The organism is Kocuria sp. HSID16901, assembly GCF_003989425.1.
In the GTDB taxonomy this organism is placed as follows: domain Bacteria; phylum Actinomycetota; class Actinomycetes; order Actinomycetales; family Micrococcaceae; genus Rothia; species Rothia massiliensis.
In genome coordinates this window covers 68,780-89,154 of record NZ_RBLM01000003.1, presented here as the reverse complement: position 1 = coordinate 89,154, position 20,375 = coordinate 68,780, and the positions used below count along the sequence as shown (strand labels likewise).

General features: G+C 62.4%; 18 protein-coding genes. 10 read left to right on the top strand and 8 right to left on the bottom strand.

Going from position 1 to position 20,375, the window contains the following annotated elements:
* Positions 1–5 precede the first annotated feature (5 nt).
* Entirely contained in the window at positions 6–758 is a 753-nt protein-coding gene (locus tag D8M21_RS05470; protein WP_053090011.1) for a class E sortase, read from the bottom strand.
* Between the two features lie 211 nt (positions 759–969).
* Between D8M21_RS05470 and D8M21_RS05465 the strand changes: the two genes are divergently transcribed.
* Positions 970–1,425: a cell division protein CrgA gene (locus D8M21_RS05465; RefSeq protein ID WP_082156828.1), complete on the top strand. Its 456-nt coding sequence runs from the start codon at positions 970–972 to the stop codon at positions 1,423–1,425.
* The gene (locus D8M21_RS05460) at positions 1,426–1,701 is read left to right on the top strand and encodes a hypothetical protein (RefSeq protein ID WP_048682254.1); all 276 of its coding nucleotides are present in this window, start codon (positions 1,426–1,428) and stop codon (positions 1,699–1,701) included.
* Between the two features lie 21 nt (positions 1,702–1,722).
* Here the strand turns inward: D8M21_RS05460 and D8M21_RS05455 are convergent, their stop codons facing one another.
* Together D8M21_RS05455 and D8M21_RS05450 are read right to left on the bottom strand one after the other, a co-directional pair.
* Complete coding sequence (locus D8M21_RS05455) at positions 1,723–2,409, bottom strand: hypothetical protein (protein WP_048682257.1); 687 nt, start codon at positions 2,407–2,409, stop codon at positions 1,723–1,725.
* Between the two features lie 132 nt (positions 2,410–2,541).
* Positions 2,542–3,090, bottom strand: a complete 549-nt coding sequence (locus D8M21_RS05450; RefSeq protein WP_048682260.1) for a YceI family protein — start codon at positions 3,088–3,090, stop codon at positions 2,542–2,544.
* Positions 3,091–3,308: 218 nt separating this feature from the next.
* On the opposite strand from D8M21_RS05450, the gene D8M21_RS05445 reads away from it, so the two are divergent.
* Positions 3,309–4,925 (top strand): FAD-dependent oxidoreductase, encoded by a 1,617-nt coding sequence (locus tag D8M21_RS05445; protein ID WP_048682263.1) that lies wholly within the window; start codon positions 3,309–3,311, stop codon positions 4,923–4,925.
* A 17-nt stretch (positions 4,926–4,942) separates the two neighbouring features.
* Here the strand turns inward: D8M21_RS05445 and D8M21_RS05440 are convergent, their stop codons facing one another.
* Both D8M21_RS05440 and D8M21_RS11410 read right to left on the bottom strand, forming a co-directional pair.
* The gene (locus tag D8M21_RS05440; RefSeq protein WP_238651073.1) at positions 4,943–5,386 is read right to left on the bottom strand and encodes a TetR-like C-terminal domain-containing protein; all 444 of its coding nucleotides are present in this window, start codon (positions 5,384–5,386) and stop codon (positions 4,943–4,945) included.
* Positions 5,387–5,394: 8 nt separating this feature from the next.
* Positions 5,395–6,927 (bottom strand): amidase, encoded by a 1,533-nt coding sequence (locus D8M21_RS11410; protein WP_126855704.1) that lies wholly within the window; start codon positions 6,925–6,927, stop codon positions 5,395–5,397.
* 96 nt (positions 6,928–7,023) lie between these two features.
* Between D8M21_RS11410 and D8M21_RS05430 the strand changes: the two genes are divergently transcribed.
* Positions 7,024–7,878 (top strand): MBL fold metallo-hydrolase, encoded by an 855-nt coding sequence (locus tag D8M21_RS05430; protein WP_048682268.1) that lies wholly within the window; start codon positions 7,024–7,026, stop codon positions 7,876–7,878.
* Positions 7,879–7,928: 50 nt separating this feature from the next.
* Here D8M21_RS05430 and D8M21_RS05425 read toward each other — a convergent pair whose 3' ends face one another.
* Entirely contained in the window at positions 7,929–8,846 is a 918-nt protein-coding gene (locus tag D8M21_RS05425) for an ArgP/LysG family DNA-binding transcriptional regulator (protein ID WP_048682271.1), read from the bottom strand.
* 79 nt (positions 8,847–8,925) lie between these two features.
* Between D8M21_RS05425 and D8M21_RS05420 the strand changes: the two genes are divergently transcribed.
* The 6 genes from D8M21_RS05420 (at position 8,926) to D8M21_RS05395 (ending at position 16,724) form a co-directional block, all read left to right on the top strand.
* On the top strand, positions 8,926–9,660 hold the full coding sequence (locus tag D8M21_RS05420; RefSeq protein ID WP_048682274.1) for a LysE/ArgO family amino acid transporter: 735 nt from the start codon (positions 8,926–8,928) through the stop codon (positions 9,658–9,660).
* Between the two features lie 100 nt (positions 9,661–9,760).
* The gene (locus D8M21_RS05415) at positions 9,761–12,142 is read left to right on the top strand and encodes an HtaA domain-containing protein (RefSeq protein WP_126855703.1); all 2,382 of its coding nucleotides are present in this window, start codon (positions 9,761–9,763) and stop codon (positions 12,140–12,142) included.
* Between the two features lie 164 nt (positions 12,143–12,306).
* Positions 12,307–13,731: a UDP-glucose dehydrogenase family protein gene (locus tag D8M21_RS05410; RefSeq protein ID WP_065424301.1), complete on the top strand. Its 1,425-nt coding sequence runs from the start codon at positions 12,307–12,309 to the stop codon at positions 13,729–13,731.
* A 176-nt stretch (positions 13,732–13,907) separates the two neighbouring features.
* On the top strand, positions 13,908–14,429 hold the full coding sequence (locus D8M21_RS05405; protein WP_048682279.1) for a flavin reductase family protein: 522 nt from the start codon (positions 13,908–13,910) through the stop codon (positions 14,427–14,429).
* A gap of 318 nt (positions 14,430–14,747) precedes the next feature.
* The gene (argE, locus tag D8M21_RS05400; RefSeq protein WP_048682283.1) at positions 14,748–16,022 is read left to right on the top strand and encodes an acetylornithine deacetylase; all 1,275 of its coding nucleotides are present in this window, start codon (positions 14,748–14,750) and stop codon (positions 16,020–16,022) included.
* 93 nt (positions 16,023–16,115) lie between these two features.
* Complete coding sequence (locus D8M21_RS05395; protein WP_048682285.1) at positions 16,116–16,724, top strand: TetR/AcrR family transcriptional regulator; 609 nt, start codon at positions 16,116–16,118, stop codon at positions 16,722–16,724.
* A 70-nt stretch (positions 16,725–16,794) separates the two neighbouring features.
* Here the strand turns inward: D8M21_RS05395 and D8M21_RS05390 are convergent, their stop codons facing one another.
* Both D8M21_RS05390 and D8M21_RS05385 read right to left on the bottom strand, forming a co-directional pair.
* Positions 16,795–18,858, bottom strand: coding sequence for a glycosyltransferase family 39 protein (locus D8M21_RS05390; RefSeq protein ID WP_065424302.1), 2,064 nt, complete (start codon positions 18,856–18,858; stop codon positions 16,795–16,797).
* Complete coding sequence (locus D8M21_RS05385; protein WP_082156847.1) at positions 18,855–20,177, bottom strand: bifunctional glycosyltransferase family 2/GtrA family protein; 1,323 nt, start codon at positions 20,175–20,177, stop codon at positions 18,855–18,857. Before D8M21_RS05385 ends, D8M21_RS05390 begins: the two co-directional genes overlap by 4 nt.
* Positions 20,178–20,375: the final 198 nt, after the last annotated feature.

Below are 20,375 nucleotides of genomic sequence, written 5' to 3'. Positions count from 1 at the left end.
TGCGTTCAGCCCTTTCCCACGGCGCCGGCGATTTCGGCAGGCGGCCCGGCCGAATTGGGTTGCCAGCCATCCATGACGGCGTAGGCGATGATGCGTTCCTGGGAGCCGAACCTTGGGTTGCAGCTAGTGAGCGTCATGATTCTGTCCTTCGGTTGCTCCCCCGGGCGCCCCGGCACCGGCGCGATAACTCCGGTATTACTGGGCATCACGATCTCGTTATTCCGGAATGTATAGGTGTAATAGCCGTCCGCGGTTTGCACATAGATCTTGTCCCCGGTGACGAGTTTGTCGATCTGATCGAGAACCTTGCCGTTGGTTTGGCGGTGCCCGGCGACGGCGAAATTCCCGACGGCGCCCGGCATGGCACTGTGCGTGTAGTGGCCCAAACCGAGAGTGTCGAGAACATCAGTCCCCGTTCCCTGCATCACGGGCCGCTCATAATCCGCACCGAAACGCGGGATATAGACGATGCCGATGGCACCGCCGTGGTCCGGGGCCTGCGCCACCGGAGGTTCACCGTTTGACGGCGCAGGTTGCGGAGTGGCGCTCTGGAAGGATCTCTTCATGTCGTTCACGGCGTCGGCCTGGGCCTGACCCGCCGCGATGTTGGTCCACCACAACTGCCACACCACGAAGAGCACGACGACGAGACCTGCGGTGATGAGCAATTCACCCAGGATCTGCAGGACCCACCCCAGGGGACCGCGCGGCCGTCGTCGGCCTTTCAGCTCACGACGCCGTTCTCGAGAAGAGCCCACATTGACCTCCCAGTGGATGCAGCGGAAACTGCGCCTCTGGCTTCGCTGATTTCACACTGTGAATCCACACCCTGTGGGGGCATGTGCCAGACGGATTAGTTAGACTCAACAATCGGGTATGCGGCCAAAACGATAGGGGCCGCCCGGCACAAGATTCTAGCGTGTAGGGGATACCGCCGAGCACGTCCCGCGGAAGTTTCAGGAGGAGCATATGGCCGAGAAGAAGAATACCGGCGAAAAGGACCTCGTCACCGAGGAGTCTTCGACGAAGAAATCGCGCGGTCGCCGATTCGGTTCACGCCGCGCCAAGGACGCCGCGGAAGGTGACGCCGTCGGTCAAACGGACCGCACCACGGCACTGGTCGCCGACGAGTCGTCCGCCGAGCGCCCCGAGAGCGCCAAGGAAAAGAAGAAGCGCCAGACCGCCGAGGAAGAACGCCTCCAGCGCATTGCCGACGAGATGAGCTCAAACCTCCGCCAGGCCTCCCCCACGCCGACCTGGTACATCGCCATCATGTTGGGATTCATGATCATTGGGCTGCTATGGATCATGACCTTCTACATCTCCGACCAGACCCTGCCGATTCCGGACCTGAGCTTCTGGAACATCGCGGTGGGCATCGGCCTGATGATGATCGGCCTAATTATGACGACCAGGTGGCGCTAGGTGCCTGACGAACCTTCGGATACATCCCCTGAGCAACGGCGCGGGGACGGTTCGGCGCCGGAGGACACCGGCCAGAACACGCCTGGCCCTGCCGGCGAAAACCGGCCTCTCGGCGCCCCTCACGTTCCTGAGGGGCAATCGGACCCAACCGAAAAACGCGAAGATCGCCCGGATATTCGCGCGGCGAAGGCCGAAACCAAAATCCGCCGTTGGGCCTTGGCTCTTCTGGTGCTGATCCCGGCCGTGTATTTCGTGGTTCAGAAGCTCACGTCATAGCGGCACCGGGGTAGGCGCCGCTTAGCCGACCAACGCCGTATATCCGGCGTCGAAGGCCATGAACCCCGGTACCAGCCAGAACAGCAATGCCCAGGCCCGCCGCGGAGTGGACGCCCTGACGAGCTTGACCGTCGAAAACACCGCGATCCCCAGCACCCCGGCCAGCGAGACGACGGCTAGAAGCACCGGCGTCCCTGTGAACACCACGGGGAGGTCTTCCCTCCTCGAAAGCACCACTCCCGCGGCCCCGGCGATGATCGCCACCCCAAAGACGGCGGCGAAGACCCCCACACGATAGATCGCCGTACTCCCCCACGCAGAGGTTGCCGTCACGACAAAAACGATGGCCGCCATGACCACCCAGCAGATCAGCGTGGCGAGGTTAATGACGACGTCGTGACCGAGAATCCAGTCCCGCACGGCATAGCTTCCGATCATCAGCAGAAGAACCTGCACCACCACGGGCAGGGCGACGCGCAGCATCGCGCTGGAATCCCGACGCGGCACCCGATATCCCAGGCTCGCCGCGTAGCCCACGGGGTCCCCAAAAGTCGGCTCGGGGCCTTGCCCCCGTTCGTCGCTCTTTTCGTGAGCATCCGCGAGGAGGTCGGCGATCTGCGCGGGCCCGGCACCGGCCAAGCGCAACGTGAGCACGAATTCGTCGACCCACGCCCGGTGAGCCGCGGACCATTCCTTGAGCGTCGTCATGAGCCTCTTCCCTTGCCGCTGGGTTTCCTCCTCCGACCGTAGCGCACCCCGCGACGTCGCCACCCCACACGCAAAAACCCTCCCCACCGTGGAGACGGTGGGGAGGGTTAGTGTCCGAGGGAGGGGCGCAGATCAGGCCTGGGGAGCGGTGAACGCCACGTCCAGGGAGATGCTGACCTTATCCGAAACGAGCACGCCGCCGGTCTCCAGTGCGGCGTTCCAGGTGATGCCGAAGTCCTTGCGGGAAATCGTGGTGGTGGCCGAGAAGCCGGCGCGCGTGGCACCGAACGGATCCACGGCGACGCCGCCGAATTCACCCTTGAAGGAGACGGGGCGGGTCTCACCCTTGATCGTGAGATCACCGTTGAGGGTGAAATCTTCCCCGTCGGCTTCGATGGAGGTCGAGGTGAAAGTCATCGTCGGGTAGTTCTCGACGTCGAAGAATTCGCCGCCCTTGACGTGGCCGTCGCGGTCCGCGTTGCGGGTATCGATCGAGTCCATCTGGACCGTGGCCTTGACCGAGGAGTTCTCGGCGGGCTCTGCCACGGTCAGCTCCGCCGAAACGTCGGTGAAGTTACCGCGGACCTTCGAGATGCCAGCGTGACGAACCGTGAATTCCACCTCGGAGTGAGTGGGGTCGAAGTTCCAGGTACCGGGGGTGAGTTCGTTGAATGAGGTCATGAGATGAATCCTTTCGTGCTGTACGTTCGTTTTTTACTTTACATGTAAACCTTTTGCTTGGCAATCCTATTCCCACATTCACGAAGAAGACGGGCACTGCAAGAACGTGACGGATGTGGTCTCCGCGTGACCCGATGGCTTCACGGACTCCCGCGCGCCTGTTGGAGCGCCGATTTTCCCTTTACCCTGTGAGGTAAACCTAAATTGATGGAGGATCAGTGACTACCGAACTCACGTTCGAGCCGCGCGACGATGCCGAGCAGCACGAGGCAGACCTCGTTGTCCTTGGAGCAGGCGGCACGGGGATTGCCGCCGCCCTCGCCGCCGCGGAGCGAGGCGTGAGGGTCGTACTCCTGGAGAAGGGCAATCGCCCGGGAGGCGCCGCGATGTTCGGTGCCACAGGATTCGCCGCCTACGAGTCCGAAGCCCAACGCGACGCCGGAGAGACCTTCTCCGCGCGCGATGCCTTCCACGCCATCACGGAGTACAACCGCCACCGCTGCAACGAAAAGCTGGTCCGGGAGATCGTGGGGCGCTCCGGCGATACCGTGTCGTGGCTGGCCTCGCACGGCCTGAAAACCACCCTGGCCGAGCATGACGGCGCGCACCACGGCCTGGTGACAGCCCAAACCGGCATCCTCACGGCCCACCGGGAAGCCCGCACGTACCACCGCTACGTTTCCAAATTCGGCGGCTTCAAGAAGATGCTCGCTTCCTTCGCGGAAATGGGCGGGGTATTACTGACCGAGACCGCCGCAACCGACCTCGTCACGGGCCAGGAAGGCGAAATCCTGGGTATTCGCGCCGAGAAAACCGACGCCGGCGCCCCTTTGTCCACGAGGACGGCCCTCAGCAAGGAGGCCGAAAAGGACATCGCCTCGGACGAGAACCAAGACCCGATCCTGGTGGACATCTCAACGCGCGCCGTCGTCGTCGGAACGGGCGGCTTTGTGGGGGATCACGATCTCGTGCAGCGAGTTCTCGGTTCCATCCCGGCCTCCGAGGTGCATTTCACCGGCGAACGCAAGGCCGTGGGAACGGGCGGCAAGATTGCGGTGGCCGCCGGTGGAGTGGCGGACGACGACGTCGCCCTGGATATTCCCGCCTTCACGGTTCCGGGTCGATTCTCGTCCCGATCGCTCGCCGTTCTGGCCAACCTGCCGCTTTTGTGGGTCAACCGAGCGGGCAAACGGTTCGTGGATGAGGCCGTGACCTACCGTTTTGGCCACCGAGGTTCCGCCGTGCAGCAGCAAGGCGGGCAGTTCTGGATGATCCTGGACTCCGCAACCGTCGAAAGGCTCGCTACGGACGGCCTCCCCCACCTATCTCCCGCTGAGGATCACGGTGCTCCTCTACCTCCCGGGACCGAAGGCACCCCCGCGCAACCGCAACTCGTGGAAGCCCTCGGCGAGGCCGTGGACTGCGGATCTGCCTACATGGGGACTTCCGTCGAGGAATTGGCCGGCGCCGTCGGCTTCCAGGCCCAGGAGTTTGCGGCCACCGTGGATCGGTACAACCATGCGGTGGAAACCGGCCGCGACGAGGAGTTTTTCTCCCCCGAACAGGTACTCCAGCACGGGGTGTCCGAGGGACCGTTCTATGCAGTCAAGGTGGTGAACACGGTTCGTGGAACCTTGGGTGGCATCCGCATCGACGAGCGCACGCGTGTTCTGGATGCGCACAGCGTTCCCGTACCTGGACTCTTCGCGGGAGGCAATGAAGCCACCGGCTTCTACGGCGGAACCTACCCACAAATCGACGGCTTGACCCTCGCCTTCGCCTTCAATTCGGGGCGCATCGCGGGGGAGGCTGCGGCGGACTATCTCGCGCACTAACCCTTCCCAAGGCGCAGTTAACGTTCTTCTGGTGCGGCTCGCATCAACTCACCGACCAGATTTTCCGTGTTTGCCGGAATGTGCGGGCGGAAGAGGATGCGGTACATGAGCGGTGCAACGATGACGTCGACCACCCTTTCCCGTGACGGGACGGATTCACCGCGCGCACGCGCTCGTTCAAGCATGACGTCAATCTGATCCGCAGCATAGTCGGAGCAGGTTCCTGCATTTTCTTCGCCACCGGAAAGTACATCTCGAATCATGGCCCGCCCGGAATTGCTGGCCATTTCTTCGGCGAATGCTTCTGCCCAGGCCAAGATGTCGGCCTCGAACGATCCACGGTCTTCGGGCGACTGCTCCGGTCGGAGATTTTCCGTGGCCACGTCTGAGAAGAGGGCATCGAGATTACCCCATCGCCGGTAGATCGTAGAAGGAGTCACCCCCGCGAATTCAGCGATCATGGGAACGCTCAGCTCCGCCCGATCCCGTCGAGTGAGCAATTCTCGCGTTGCATTGTGGACGGTCGCTTGGATACGAGCGCTTCGCCCTCCGGGTCGAGGTCCAGTTTTCGGGGCCACCCTGCCTCCTCCGTCGTCGTGGTCGACGAGGACCATTTTTCCACGAGTTGCCGCACCGTACCCAGCAACCACCGGTCCGACTCTGGAGGGCCCACCACTTGGAGACCAATCGGCATACCCTCCGCGTCACACCCGAAGGGGATAGTCAGGGCGGGGAGGCCAGTGATATTTGCGGGTACGCACCACCGCACCAGTGCATCCGTCACCGACTCGACCGCCCCGTCGGGCCAACGGATTTCCCCCTCACCTCGATATGGGGCGACCACAGGAGTGGTGGGCAAGACGAGCACGTCCACAGAGTTGAAGAGCTCGACCCAAAGCCGCCGCATCTCCTCTCGCCACCGGAGGGCGTGGAGGTAATCCGTAGCCGGGATGGTATGGCCGCCGTCGAGCAGGGAACGTGTTTCCTCCCCCAAGAGTGAACGATCCTCGGGACTGAGAAAAGCATGCTCAGCACTGGCTTCCGGGCCCATAATTCCGTAGTGGATCGCCGGAACCTTATCCCAGAGGGGAAGTTCGACCTTCTGACTCGTTGCACCGGCGCCGTCGCCAACGCGCAGAAACTCAGAAAGAGCGGATGCGATGTCGGGCTGAACGTGGCTCTCCCGAGTCAATGGCGGATACCCCATAGTCAACCCATGTGACGACGCCACCGGCACATCGCTTCCCGAGTCCAAGACGCTAAATACCCCCTCGAGTCCATCCCAAGTCGAGGCGATGACGCCGAGGTGGTCGAGAGTCGGCGACAGTGGGGTCACGCCGTCCAACGCAAGACGTCCATGAGTCGGCTTGAAGCCGAGAACTCCATTGAGGGCGGCCGGAACTCGCACCGATCCGCCCGTATCGGTTCCCAACGCCACCTCGGCAGAGCCGTTGGCTACCGCGACGGCTGCACCGCCGCTCGAGCCACCAGCAATTCGATCCGGTCGAAAGGCATGGGTGGTCTGCGGTGTGATGAGCCCGTAGGCAAATTCGTGGGTTTCGGTCTTGCCGAGAATATTGGCGCCCTCGCGCTTGAGCCTCTGCACCGATGACGCATCCTTCGAGGGATGGCGCGGGGGTGCATCCGAGCCGTTGCGGGTCGGAAACCCTACGACGTCGATAACGTCTTTGACGCCGACGGTCCAGCCCGCCAATGCCCCTGGTGAATCGCCATGTCGGACGGCTTCTTCCAAGCGATCCGACCGCTTCTCCGCAGCATCAAAGTCAGTTACAGCCCAGGCATGGACCCGATTTTCGTGCCGTTCCCAGGCATCTCTGGCTCTCAGGAATCTGGCACGAGGACCCGGCCTGGATGACTCCATCGAGCTCTCGCCGAAGCGCCCCTCATTGTTTGAGGACGTGTTCTCCCATCCCACATCGCTCCGTACACCAGAGACGACATCCTGCATGTACTGAGCAACCTGTTCGCGCGCCTCCACCATGACACTCCCGCCTCGAGCCGTTGATCGTTGACGTTATGGAGTCTATGCGCTTACAGTTTCTTAACGCAAAGATTTTGCTTTAAGGGGTTGGAAGTTATGAACCGTTGGACCGTCGGAGACGTCTCAATCCACCGAGTTGAGGAAACTCAACTTCCAGCAGAGATCGGCCAGTGGCTGCTCCCCAACGTGGACCCCCAATCCATTTCCGTTAATGGGCATCAAACGCGCACGGGAGGCATAGCATCCGGCACGCATTCCTTCGCCATGACGTCACAGGGGCGCAAGATCGTCGTCGACACTGGCATTGGCAATGCCAAAACACGCGACAATCCCGCGTGGGACCACCTCCAGACCCCATATATCGAACGCCTCACGGCCGCCGGTTTCGCCCCCGAGACGGTGGATTTGGTTCTCCTCACTCACCTACATGCCGACCACGTCGGGTGGAACACAACGTGGTCGGATGGGGAATGGGTGCCCACCTTTTCGAGGGCAACGTACGTGATGAGCCACGCCGAGCGGGAGTATTGGAGTACAACTGACGTCGAAGTGGCCCGAGCCGTGATGATTGACGATTCGGTGAAGCCGCTGGAAAAGCGAGACATGCTCTCAACGCCACGGATACCACCCGCGGGTCTCGACATCACATCCGAGGTGCGACTGATCCCCACACCCGGACATACGCCGGGTCATCTTTCCGTCCTGATTCACTCTGAAGGCCAACAGGCCATCATCTCCGGGGACGCCCTCCATCACTCGATCCAGCTCGAACACCCCGAGATAAACGCCAGCGTTGACATCAATGCCGACCAGGCGGCATCGACCCGCTTCAAGCTCCTCACTTGGGCGGCCGAGGAACAGATACTCCTTCTGGGATCGCATTTTCCGGCACCTTCAGGCGGGTATGTCCGAGCCGAGGGAAAGAAGTTCCACTTCGATCCACGGGGTTAAGGCGTATCGACCCAAGCCTCCGCCGGGACGACACACCGAGCCCCGCCCGCTTATTGCCGCAGCCGCTCCGACGCCGTCTCCCGAATAGCCTCCGTGATGGTGTGCAGGGCGGGGGAATCGATCGTCCAACGTTGCCAATACAACGGGAGATCTATCGGCTCATCGACCAGCGGAATCAGCGAGCCATCGGCCAGTGCGTCCGCCGCCTGAAGATCAGGCACGGCACCCCACCCCATTCCGAGGAGCACGGCCCGATAGTACTGAGTTGACGAGGGAATATAGATTCGCGGCGCATCCTGTTGTGGGCGCAGTCCGTACGCCTCGGCCAGATGCACGGCCATGTCTTCGAGCATCACGTCTTTACGGTCAAACTGAATCAAGGGGGCCAACCGCAACTGCTCCTCGCTCATGGCGCCTCCCCTTTTCTCAAGACCAGGGAAGTAATGACGCACGTAATCGGGAGCGGCGGCAATCACGTACCGCGTCGACCCTAGGAGTTCAACCGAGCATCCCTGGACGGGCTGTGGGTCGACCGTGAGCGCTCCCATCACTCCGCCGGAACGTAAGAGACCCGAGGAATGTCGCTCATCTTCCCGGCGCACTTCACAGTAAATACGCTCCTCACGAGGGATTTTTGCGAGCGCATCCAGAAGCCACGTTGCCAAGGAGTCCGAATTCGCTGCGATGGACAGACGACGCGCTCGATCCTCCCCGGCAAGCTCCCTCTCCGATTCGACCGTCAGCAACTCAATTTGTTGGGCCAACCGAAGCACGGCACGGCCCGGATCCGTCGGCTCTACAGGATTGGATCGCCGCAACAGAATTTGGCCGCAAGACTGCTCCATCGCCTTAATCCGCTGCGACACCGCCGACGCCGAGACCCTCAGCACGAGCGCCGCTTCCTCGAAGGTCTGTTCCTCCACCACGGTCGCAAAGGTCCTCAACTGTTCGGCGGTAAATCTCCTCATGCGCCCACCATAAGCTCAGCTTAGGTATCCTTAAATAGTTTAGCTGTACTGTATTCAGCGAACACCCTAGCTTGGAGTCATGACCGTCGATTTCTCCCTCATCCTTCTGGGCCTGGGCACCACTCTTGCCCTCATCACGGCCATCGGTGCCCAAAACGCTTTCCTCCTGAAACAGGGGATTATGGGTCGCCCCATGCTGCCGCTCATCATTTTTTGCATCCTCGCAGACACGCTCCTCTACACCGCGGGCATCGGCGGCATGGGATACATCGTCGAACGGGCGCCCTGGGTGCAGACCATCCTGCTCTGGGGTGGGGTGATCTTTATGACCGCCTACGGTGCCATGGCGGCCAAACGGGCCATCTGGCCTAGCGGCGAAGCCCTCGTGGTGACCGCCGAAGACGCCGTCGGCCCCAACGCGAGCTTCCCGGAGGTGGCCGACGACGAGGCGAGCGAGACTCATACGGGCGGCGTCGGCGTCGCAGTTCGGAAACACACCTCCACCAAGAAGCAGACCAAACAACCAACGGTCATGGCGCTTCTCATGACCTGCGCGGCCATGACCTTCCTCAACCCTCACACGTATCTCGACACCATGGTGTTGATCGGCTCGATCGGCAACCAGCAGGGAGAGACCGGCCGTTGGATTTTTCTCATCGGGGCCGTTCTCGGATCAACCGTGTGGTTCTTCGCCCTCGGTCTGGGATCTCGGCTCCTGCGCCCGCTTTTTGCTCGCCCAGGAACGTGGCGAATTCTTGACGGGATCATCGCCCTCATTATGTTCTTCCTAGCGGGGCACCTGATCCTCGGTTAGGCCGACATGACGGCGATCTGCGGGCCACAAAACCCTAGAAATTAGGGTTCACTATATTTATATTTAACCTGTCCTCATTTAAAATCTGGAAAGGTTTCTTGTGGCATCGCCCGTCTCGCACCTCAAACCCATCACACTGGCCTGTGGAGCCGTTCTCTTGGGATCGCTCGCACTCCCCGCCGCCCCCGCTCTCGCGGATCAGGTTCCGGCACCCACCGCGCCTCTATCCGTCGGCTCAGGGCAGAGCAACGCAGCAGCCTCGTCCTTGCACTGGGGCTTTCGTCCGTCTTTCATCTCCTACGTCGGCGGTCACCGCGCCGTGGGTGAGGGAGTCACCGAGCACGATCATGTGTACAGCTTCCCCCAGGAGTCCGTCACCGGTGATTCCCACCGTCTCGAGATTCGTGGACGCGGGTTCGTGCAGTTCACGAGCCATTGCAGCACCCCAGAGGACGTCAGCAGTTGTGCCCTCAACCTGACCTTTGCCAACCCCAAACTCGTCATCGATAGTGACGGCGAATCCACCCTGTCCTTCACCGTGACCACCCGGAACTACCAGTCCGGAAAAACTGAAGGCCCTCACGAAGTGGTGATGGCAAAGCTCGGGCTCAAAGGTGCCACCCAGTCCACCGACACCGGCATCGTGTCCGTAAAGAACGTGGAGGCCACCCTGACGCGCGACGGCGCGCACGCGTTCTCTGACTTCTACAACGAGGGCGCCCCGTTGGCCCCACTCTCCTTCAGCTACGCGGGCCAGCCCCTCGACCTCGCGGCCTCTCCCTTCTTGGTGGGTGCGTCCTGGGATTCGGGGGTTGACGTCTCCGCCGTGAACCGCGTCGTCGTCCTTAAGAACACGGTGGTGCACGCTACCGGCCAAAAGTTCGGCGACGGTCCGTTGCGGCTCACCTCCGTGGATCATCAGAGCATGCAGGCAACCTCGTCGCTCGAGGTTCCCTCCTCCTCCGGGTTCCCCCTGGCCGCCGACCGTGCCGGCGGAGTCCTGTACGCGTACAACTCCGCAAGCAGCGCGGTCGAAAAGATCGGGCTTGATGCCTCAGGGCACCTCACACATCTCGGAGCCCTCAGCACCCTGGACACCGCCGGTGAAACACCGCTCGCCATGGGGTACAACCCCGTGAACCAGAAGGTGGCACTCCTTAGCGTTGGCCCCAAGGGCGCTGCTTCCCTCTCCGTGATCTCGCAGGATGGCACCGTCGAGAAGCATCAGCTCCCGCGGCCCGAGGTGGTTTCAGCCCGCTTGGCAGAGTTAAGCAAGAACGGCACAACCCTGGATTCCGGCAGCTACTACGGGGATCGCTACACTCGCTTCGCTCGCTCCCTGGTGGCCCTGAACGACGGAACCTTCCTCTACGCTCCAGGCTCCAGCACGTACGACGCCGAAGGCAATGTCGTCCACAGGGGCCGCCTGCTGCATTTCGCCCCGGGAGCCCATCCGGTCACGGAAGTTGCCGAAAGCATGCCGGCGGATGATGCTGGCGTCGATCTGAGGGGTCTGACGTCGGACGGTCAGACCATCCTTCGCTGGAACTCGATGTACGGCAGCTACGCCAAGACACAGCGTCTTGCCTACAACAACGGCGCCTTCTCGGTCGTTCGGCCGGTGGGCGCACCCTCCGGCGAGGCGGGTGAGATTGCCGAGATGTTCTTCGACGGAGACAAGGTCGTCACGGTCGATGCGATGCATAGCCAGCTGGTCTGGTCCACGCCTGACGGACAGGTCCTCTCCACTCTCAGCGTGCCGAATATGGGCAAGACGAATCGCGAGAATCTGGTGGCGGCCCGGCTGGATAACGGCGACCTCATCGTCCCCACGATGATCGAGGACAAGGAATACAACAGCATCCTCCACCTCACCAAGGTGGTGAATCAGACCCCAGCGCCCGCGCCAAAGCCGGAACCCGAGCCCAAGCCAACCCCCGAAACCGAGATGAAGCCGACGCCGGACGCGAAGCCAACGCCTGACATCACCCCAGAACCAAAGCCCGAGCCCACACCGGATGCCACCCCGACGCCCACATCGGAACCTGAGGTGAAACACTCCACGGGTCCCACACCGGATGCGACGCCGACGCCGGATCCGAAGCCCACCCCGGAGGCGAACCCCACGCCATCCGTGACGCCCGCTCCCGAGCCGAGCCCGGCTCCCGCGGAGACCGTGGTGCCTGCCGTGGTGCACAGCGCACCGACGCCGTCGCCCAAGCCGCCCACTCCCGCCCCGAAGAACAAAGCGCCTCAGGAGGAGAAGCCGGCGCCGGTCAACGCAGCGGTCGAAGCTCCTGAGCCAGCCCCCGAACCGACCCCCAATGCACGGGCTCTCGCGGCAGAAAAATTGGCGCGAACGGGTGCGGCGAGTATCGATATGTACCTCGCGACGGCGGTCGCCGCCGTGGTCGGTGGCATCCTGCTCTCCCACAAGGCCCGGTACATCGGCCGTCACGCCAAACGGAACAACCTGAGGTGACGCCCGTGGCGCGCCGTCCCGCGGAGGGCCGGCGCGCCACATCGTCGTGAGAGCTTCCGCGGCTCGTCACGGGATGTTCAACTCCGCGTAGTGTCCACGCGTTTACCGTGGATCGATGAGGAATCCGTTGCGGCGGGTTCTCCCACGGTCGAAGGACGCTGAGTATGAGAATCGCAATTTTCGGGTCCGGTTACGTCGGTCTGGTGACCGGTGCATGTTTGGCCGACGGCGGCCACCACGTCACGTGCATCGACGTCGATCCACGACGCGTCGAATCCCTTCAAGCAGGGATCTGCCCCATTTGGGAACCTGGCTTGGACGAGATGATCCGGACCAACGCGAACCAGGGCCGACTCGAGTTCACCACTTCCGCCGCGGACGGTTTGGCCGAGGCGCGGGTCGCCTTCATCGCCGTCGGCACCCCTCAAAGCTCGGATGGATCCGCGGACCTTCGCTACGTCGATTCAGTGGCACGCGACGTCGGACGTCTCGTTGACCACCAACTCCTCGTGGTCGATAAATCCACCGTTCCGGTCGGCACCGCGGATCGAGTGCAGAACATCATCAACGCGGGCCTGGCCCATCGCGGCGTCGACCACCGCGTCACGGTCTGCTCCAACCCGGAATTCTTGAAGGAAGGGGCGGCGATCCAGGACTTCAAGCACGGAGAACGGATCGTCATCGGCACTTCCTCCGCACTGGACGAACGCACCATGCGTGACGTCTACGAACCGTTCAATCGGCAGCACGAGAAGATCCTCGCGATGGACATCGCCTCGGCCGAGATGACCAAGTACGCCGCCAACGCGATGCTGGCAACCAAGATCAGCTTCATGAACGAAATCGCGGCCATCGCCGAAGCCACCGGCGCGGACATCGAAAAAATCCGTGTGGGCATCGGCTCGGACTCACGGATCGGCTACAAATTCCTCTACGCCGGAGCCGGTTACGGTGGCTCGTGCTTCCCCAAGGACGTCGCGGCCCTCGCCCACACCGCGCGCACCACGGGATGCCAGCCGCGCATTCTTGAAGCCGTGGACGGCGTCAACAACCACCAGAAATCCGCGATGTTCCACAAACTCACCGAAGCCATGCCTCACATGGCGGGCGCGACGGTGGCCGTCTGGGGGCTGTCCTTCAAGCCCAAGACCGACGACGTTCGCGAGGCGCCCTCCCTCTCCCTCGTGCGCTCCTTGATCGAAGCCGGCGCCAACGTCCGGGCCTACGACCCCGTTGCTGCGGAGACCTTCCGGGCAGCCCTCGGCGACGACGCGGCAGCCATCACCTTCGCCGACAGTAGTTTTGACGCCCTCGCCGGTGCCGACGCCCTCGCGATCTGCACCGAATGGGAAGAATTCCGAGTCTTCGATGCCGATCTCCTGGCCTCCCGCATGAAGGGACGAGTCATCGTCGACGGCAGGAATCTCTACGAGCCCGCACGAGTCGCCGAGGCAGGATTCAGCTACTCCTCCATTGGTCGACGGACCGCCGTCCCCGGCATGCCCTTCGACCCGATCGTGCCTGCCAGCCACGGCCCGTCCCCACGCCCGGCAGCATCGCCACTCCCCTCGGAGCTGCCCGCCGGGTAACCTCAAGCGGTACAGGGTGAGTGAGCGCCCCGTCGTGACTCGGATTCACAATCGAGTCACATTCAGAGACGGGGCGTAAGAATCCGACTCACCGTGAGGCCACTCCGTCGGCCGATCTATCGTGACCGTGAAGGCATACCTTGCGCGCGCACGGAGCACCGCTGAAAGGACGATCGATGACTCAGGCGAGTCCAGAGAACCAGGAAACGATCACCGAAATTTTCAAGGAAATTTTCGGACACCACCCGGCAGGCGTAGCGATCATCACCGCGGACAGCGATCAAGGCCCGGTTGGGCTCACGGCGTCATCGGTTTCCTCCATTTCGGCGGACCCGGCAATCCTTGGCTTTTCCCTGGCCGCCCGACGAGGTTCCGCGGCGTATATCGCGGATGCAAAAACATTCTTGGTGCACCTATTGGATGCCGAAAACGTCGAGCTCGCCAAGGTTTTCGCGACCCACGGGGCCCCTCGATTTGGGGACGCCATGAACTGGAAGACTCTGCCGACCGGCGAGCCGTTGCTCACCGATGTCAGCCGGGTTTTGCGCTGCCAGACCCTCACTCAGGCCCAAGCAGGACCGGCCCTCGTCTTCACGGCGGAGGTCCTCGAAGCCTCGCGCAACGAGGACCCGGGAACCCCCTTGGTGTACCACCGCAGGGCCTTCCACTCTCTGGGTGATCACTCGTACATGATCTAAAGACTACTTTCGAGTCCAATATAAAAATTGGATCATCCTGCTTAACTTCTTGAAATAAAGAGGCCCTGCACCAATCGCCCCCACTACCTTTGACTTGGCTGGGTTGTCGAGACACAAAGTGCGGCAATCCGTTGCAGCGTGATGAGACCCCCATAGACCATCCGCTCAAAAGCCTCGGAGTTCACTGGCGGCATCCATCCCCCCAAATCGATGCGGTCTCGTGCGCGGCAACCCAGCTCTTTCGCGTTTCACGTCGTCGTGTTGACCGACCTAAGGAACAAACGAATGCCGCACGTAGGCTCCGACTAGGCTGGTGACATGGGCGACTATCAGGAATCCACGACACTGAACAGCAACTCGACGAACCGTGAGGCCCCCGCCTCCCTGGAGACGATCTACGAGCTCCTGCGCCACGACTCGATCAGCGAAACTTCCAACCTCCAGCTCATCGAGTACCTAGAGGCGGCCTTCGCTCGCTTCGACATCCCGACCCACCGGACCTATTCCGACGACGGCGAGCGCGCCAACCTTTTCGCTACGATCCCGGCAGCCGACGGATCCACCTCTGGCGGCGTCGTCCTCTCGGGTCACACCGACGTGGTGCCGGTCGAGGGCCAACCGTGGGACACCGACCCCTTCGAGCCAACCATCCGCGACGGCAAGCTGTACGCCCGGGGCGCGGCCGACATGAAGTCCTTCATCGGCGTGGCCCTGTGGATGTTGCCGCGCTTCGTCGAAGCCGATCTTCGCGAGCCCATCCACTATGCATTCACGTACGACGAAGAGCTCGGATGTCTCGGCGCACCCCGAATGATCGAGGAATTCACCTCCCGAGGCATCCGTCCTCGATACGCCATCGTCGGTGAGCCGACGCTGATGAATATCGTGGTGGCGCATAAGGCTCCGCAACGAGGGCGGCTCACCTTCCGCGGCGTCCCCAAGCACTCCTCGCTGGCGCCTCAGGGCATCAATGCCGTGCGATACGCCGGCGAATTCATCCACTTCTTCAACCAACTCACGGATGACCTGCGCGAGAACGGTCCGCACGTGGATGGCTTCAACATCCCGTACACCACGGGTGGGGTTAATCTGGCGCGCGGAGGATCGGCGTACAACATCGTCGCGGACCGGTGCGTCTTGGAATACGATTTCCGGATCGTTCCAGAGACTTCTCCAGAAGAGCTTGCTGAGACCATTCGCGAGTATCTGCGCAACGAGATCGAACCGAAGCTCCGCTCCGACGTCGAGCGAGTGCGTGGCCTCGGCGGAGCGGATGAGAAGGCCCTCTCGCAGGTCGGCGTCGATTTCGAGATTCTCGCCAAGGTGCCGGCGCTCCAGACCGATCTGCAAGATCCCATCGTCGCCTTCGCTCAGGAGCTGGGAGCGGTCCTCGACGGCGGCGGCGAATCCACACACGTTTCCTACGGGACGGAAGGCGGCCAATACTTCTCGGCGGGTATTCCCGCCATCGTTTGCGGCCCAGGGTCTATCGCACAGGCCCACACGGAAAACGAGTGGGTCGAACTGACCCAGATCGATGCCTGTGAGAAATTCGTGGCGACTCTTCTCAAGAAGACCGCCGTAGACCACTAACTAGGACCAGACGAACCTCTGCGGCGAGCGCGTCACGATGACGAGGCGAGGCGCCGAGGCGGATTCGAACCGAGACACAATGAGGAGTTGGACATGCCCCGGAAACGGCGCACGGACGACGAACAAGCCCGCAAGAGCATCATCGACACTGCCCGAGAGATCTTTGCGCGGAGCGGGTTCCACAACACCACCATGGACGAGATCGCCGACGGCGCGAAGCTCTCCAAACCATTCCTCTATCGCTATTTCAAGAGCAAGGACGACCTCTACCTCAGCGTCGTCGAGAACTGCACCGAGCAATTCCTGGACAAGGCTCTCACCCCTCTGCGCGCGGGTGACCTCACATCCTACGAACGGACCGAGCAAACCATCAGGGTGCTCACCGAACTCGTGGTCACGCAACCAGATGCCTACAAGCTGCTCTTCGAATCCGACATGCTGAAGTGGCCCGACGTCGCCCAACGTGTTAATTCGCTCCGCGACGGACTCGTGGATACCCTCACCGACGTGTTGCGCGAGGAATCTCGATTCACGGACCTTGCCTCGTGCCGTCTCTGCGCCCACGCCATCATGAGCGCGGTCCTGGAAGCGGTGAAGATCATCGGCGCCGCCGAGACCGAAGAGGAGCAGACGAAACTCAGCGAAGTGCTCATTCGATTCGCGTGGGGCGGCGTACTCAACATGGACGAGCACCTGAAGTAGACCACCCTGTGACAGACGACGGCCCCGGCACTCACCAGAGCGCCGGGGCCGCACCGTTCTGAGGAGGGATTTAGGCCGACAGGTCGTACACGGTCGAACCTCCTACCGTCTTGGCCTGATAATGAGCGGCAACCCACTCCTGGATTGCTGAGGACGACGAGCTTCCGCCCGGCGCGCCTCCGCCGCCACCCATGCCACCGGCCACGAAGTACTTGATGTCCCCGTTTTGGACCATGGTCTTGAACTGATCCAGCGTGGGGTACGGATCCGATCCCATCCACCCACCGATGTCCAGGACTTCGGTGTCAGAGGCCAGCATCTGGTCGGCCGCTCCCGTAGCGCCAATGGTCGCCGCGGAGTACTTGGTCCCGGCGTTCTTCAGCAGCTGGGTCAGTTCGGCGTTCGTCTCGCCGCCGCCCTTTTGGCTTGCGTCCCCGCTTCCGCCTGGCGCGGTGCCCATTCCTCCAGGTCCGCCCATTCCACCTTGTGTGGAGGCTACCGCGGGACCCGAGGTGGGGATCGAACCGGAGTGGGCGTTACCTGCCGTGGCCACGCCCCACGAGGTGGCCCCCAACCCGCCGAAGATCAACGCCGCCAAGGCCAGGATCACGCCACCGTTGCGAAGGCCGCGCACCCCAATCTCGTCGAGACGAGCCATCCAGGCGACAGCGGTCAGCGATCCGCCAATCAGCATGATCCACCGGACCCACGGCAACCAATCGGGTGCCTGCCGCTGCATGAGAGCGAATCCCCACACCACTGTGGCGAGCAGGCTGATGCTCAGTACCCACCGAACCGACGAATGAGCTCGACCCTTCCAGAGTTCCACCGCGCCGATGCCGATGAGTGCTCCGATGGCCGGGGTCAGCACCACCACGTAGTACGGATGGATCGTGCCCTCCATGAACGAGAAAATTCCGGCGTTGACTACAAACCAGCCGCCCCACAGGATGAGAGCCGCGCGCGTGAGATCCGTGCGGCGGGCGAACCGGGTGAACCAGAGGCCCGCGATCATCATGATGACGGCCGCGGGAATGAGCCAGGAAATCTCCGAGCCAAAGCCCGAGTTGAACATGCGCAGCACTCCCGTGGTGCCACCAAAACCGGTACCACCGCCACCCGGCGCGCCTCCCATCGCGGCGCCTGCGGCGTCGGCGGCCGTTCCTCCAGCTTCTGGCGCAGCGGAGCCGCCCGGTTCAGAGGCGCCCCCACCGGACTGTCCGAGGATTCGCGCGAGACCGTTGTAGCCCATCACCAATTCCCAGAAAGAGTTTCCGTTGGTTCCCGCCATGTACGGCCGGGATCCTTCGGGCCACAGGGCGAAGACCATTGCGTACAAGCCCACGGGAAGGCACACCCCGATCCCGGCGATGACGACGTCGCGAATCTTGCGAAGCCATCCGGCCTGCGCCGCGACCGCGAAAGCCACCACGAGGGCCGGGATTGTCATGAATCCCTGCAACATCTTGACCAGGAAGGCCAGTCCAATCACGAGTCCCGCGGCGAACATCCACCACCCAGATCGGGAACGCCCCGTCTGACCGGACTGAATCGCGCGGATCGTGAAATAGGCGCCCAACACGAGGCACAAGGTGAGCATGGCGTCTGGGTTATTGAAGCGGAACATCATCACGGCAACCGGAGTGACGGCCATCGTGGTGCCCGCAATCAACCCCGCGACCGTGCCGTTGGTTCGCCGCACCGCGAGATACAGGAACCAGACGGCCGCGATGCCCATCACGGCTTGGGGAAAGAGGACCGTGAAGGAATTGAAACCGAAGATTCGTGCCAACAGCGCGGGAATCCAGTATGCGGCCGGCGGCTTATCCACCGTGATGCCGTTATTGGCATCGAGTGATCCAAAGAGCATCGCCGTCCACGACGAGCTTCCGGCCCGAACGGTCGCGGCATAGAAAGAGTTTCCGTACTGAGAGATGGTCAGGTTCCAGAGGTAAAGTACCGCGGTACCGATCATCATCAGCGCCACCGCGGGCCGTGCCCAGCGGGGGTCACCGTCCCGTGGTGTGAAGAGTGCCCACCGACGGGAGGTTCGAGTGCGATGCGTCATGGTGTTCGGAGGCTCCTGGGATTGGGGTTTGGTCACGAGGTGGGGTGCAGTCGTTGGGGCGCTCATGCATGATCCTTCGGGTTGAAAACCCACCACCGGAAGAGCAGGAATTTCATGAGCGTTGCGGCGAGGTTCGCCACGATCAGTGCGGCCGTTTCCAGGGGAACGCTTGGAGTGCCAACACGGTGCAGGCCCCATAGGGCACCTGCGGTCAGGCCCCAGCCCAGGCCAAACACCACCAACCCCTGGACGTGATGCCCCAGCGCGCCCTGTCGTCCGGTCACACCGAAGGTGAAGAACCGATTCACGGCGGTATTGGCCACGGCCGTCACGAGGAGGGCCACAAAATTGGCCCACTGCGCATCCGCTACCTGTCGAAACGCCCAAAAGATCACCAAGTAGGCCAGGGTGGAGCAGACACCCACGGCCCCGAACCGGACCACCTGGGAAAACAGCCCATTCGTCTGCCCGGCGATGGTGCCCCTGCCGAGCTCTTCGCGCAAGGCCGAGACCGGTATGCGCCCGGTGGCCATCGCGACCGAAAGCCGAACCATCCCTTTGACGTCGTCGATCGCGGTCCCCACGACGTCGACAGAGCTGTTCGGATCATCGGTCCAGTCCACCGGCACTTCGGCGAGGCGCAGACCCACTTTCTCGGCGAGAACCAACATCTCGGTGTCGAAGAACCATGCGGCGTCGTCGGTGTGGGGGATGAGACGTCGGGCGACGTCGGCCCGAATCGCCTTGAAGCCACACTGCGCGTCGGAAAAATGCGCCCCGAGGAATGTTCGCAACATGAGGTTGTAACTACGAGAAATGAATTCCCTCTTGGCCCCTCGGACCACGCGCGACCCTCGGGCCAACCGTGTGCCGATCGCTAGGTCGGAGTGGCCAGTGAGCAACGGGGCAATCAACGGGTGGAGGGCCGCGAGGTCGGTTGAGAGATCCACGTCCATGTACACGAGGATCGACGCCGCAGGATTCGACCACACCGAGCGGAGGGCGTTGCCGCGGCCCTTACGATCGAGGTGGACGACCCGCACCGGCGGAATTTCGCGGGCAAGACGCTCCGCGATCACCAGCGTCCTATCCGTGGATGCGTTATCGGCGATCGTCACCGAATAGGAATACGGGCTGTGTTCGGCAAGGTATCCGGACAAACGGCGAATGCACGCCTCGAGGTCGGACTCTTCGTTAAAGACCGGAATGGTCACGTCCAGAACCGTCGTGGCGGCGTCGACGTCGATGGGATCGCGCCCGATATCCGTCACTCTGGATGCCGCCGGAAGGCCGGGGTTCGCCTCATGACCCGGCTGCTCGCCGGGATGTGACAGGTGGGCGCCTCGCTCGGCGGTCGTGGTGTTGTGCCTGGGTGAAGTAGTCATGACCACCACGGTCGTTGAGCCATTTTTGTGGGCCATTTGGCCTGGCTGTGGTGGGGCTGTGAGAGTAAATTTCCGGAATCTAGGGCACTCAGCGGCCGGACAAAGAGAAGAGGCCCGTGTTTGGGGGAACCACAACCACAAACACGGGCCTCTTCGACCCCGAGCGTACCTTAAGAAACTGAAAGCTTCTTAGGCCCT

Excerpts from the sequence above, each read along its gene's own strand:
- D8M21_RS11410 (WP_126855704.1), bottom strand. The coding sequence starts at position 6,927 with ATGGTGGAGGCGCGCGAACAGGTTGCTCAGTACATGCAGGATGTCGTC.
- D8M21_RS05410 (WP_065424301.1), top strand. The coding sequence starts at position 12,307 with ATGAGAATCGCAATTTTCGGGTCCGGTTACGTCGGTCTGGTGACCGGT.
- D8M21_RS05430 (WP_048682268.1), top strand. The coding sequence starts at position 7,024 with ATGAACCGTTGGACCGTCGGAGACGTCTCAATCCACCGAGTTGAGGAA.
- D8M21_RS05385 (WP_082156847.1), bottom strand. The coding sequence starts at position 20,177 with ATGACTACTTCACCCAGGCACAACACCACGACCGCCGAGCGAGGCGCC.
- D8M21_RS05450 (WP_048682260.1), bottom strand. The coding sequence starts at position 3,090 with ATGACCTCATTCAACGAACTCACCCCCGGTACCTGGAACTTCGACCCC.
- argE (WP_048682283.1), top strand. The coding sequence starts at position 14,748 with ATGGGCGACTATCAGGAATCCACGACACTGAACAGCAACTCGACGAAC.
- D8M21_RS05405 (WP_048682279.1), top strand. The coding sequence starts at position 13,908 with ATGACTCAGGCGAGTCCAGAGAACCAGGAAACGATCACCGAAATTTTC.
- D8M21_RS05440 (WP_238651073.1), bottom strand. The coding sequence starts at position 5,386 with ATGATCGCTGAATTCGCGGGGGTGACTCCTTCTACGATCTACCGGCGA.
- D8M21_RS05455 (WP_048682257.1), bottom strand. The coding sequence starts at position 2,409 with ATGACGACGCTCAAGGAATGGTCCGCGGCTCACCGGGCGTGGGTCGAC.
- D8M21_RS05420 (WP_048682274.1), top strand. The coding sequence starts at position 8,926 with ATGACCGTCGATTTCTCCCTCATCCTTCTGGGCCTGGGCACCACTCTT.
- D8M21_RS05425 (WP_048682271.1), bottom strand. The coding sequence starts at position 8,846 with ATGAGGAGATTTACCGCCGAACAGTTGAGGACCTTTGCGACCGTGGTG.
- D8M21_RS05390 (WP_065424302.1), bottom strand. The coding sequence starts at position 18,858 with ATGAGCGCCCCAACGACTGCACCCCACCTCGTGACCAAACCCCAATCC.
- D8M21_RS05395 (WP_048682285.1), top strand. The coding sequence starts at position 16,116 with ATGCCCCGGAAACGGCGCACGGACGACGAACAAGCCCGCAAGAGCATC.
- D8M21_RS05465 (WP_082156828.1), top strand. The coding sequence starts at position 970 with ATGGCCGAGAAGAAGAATACCGGCGAAAAGGACCTCGTCACCGAGGAG.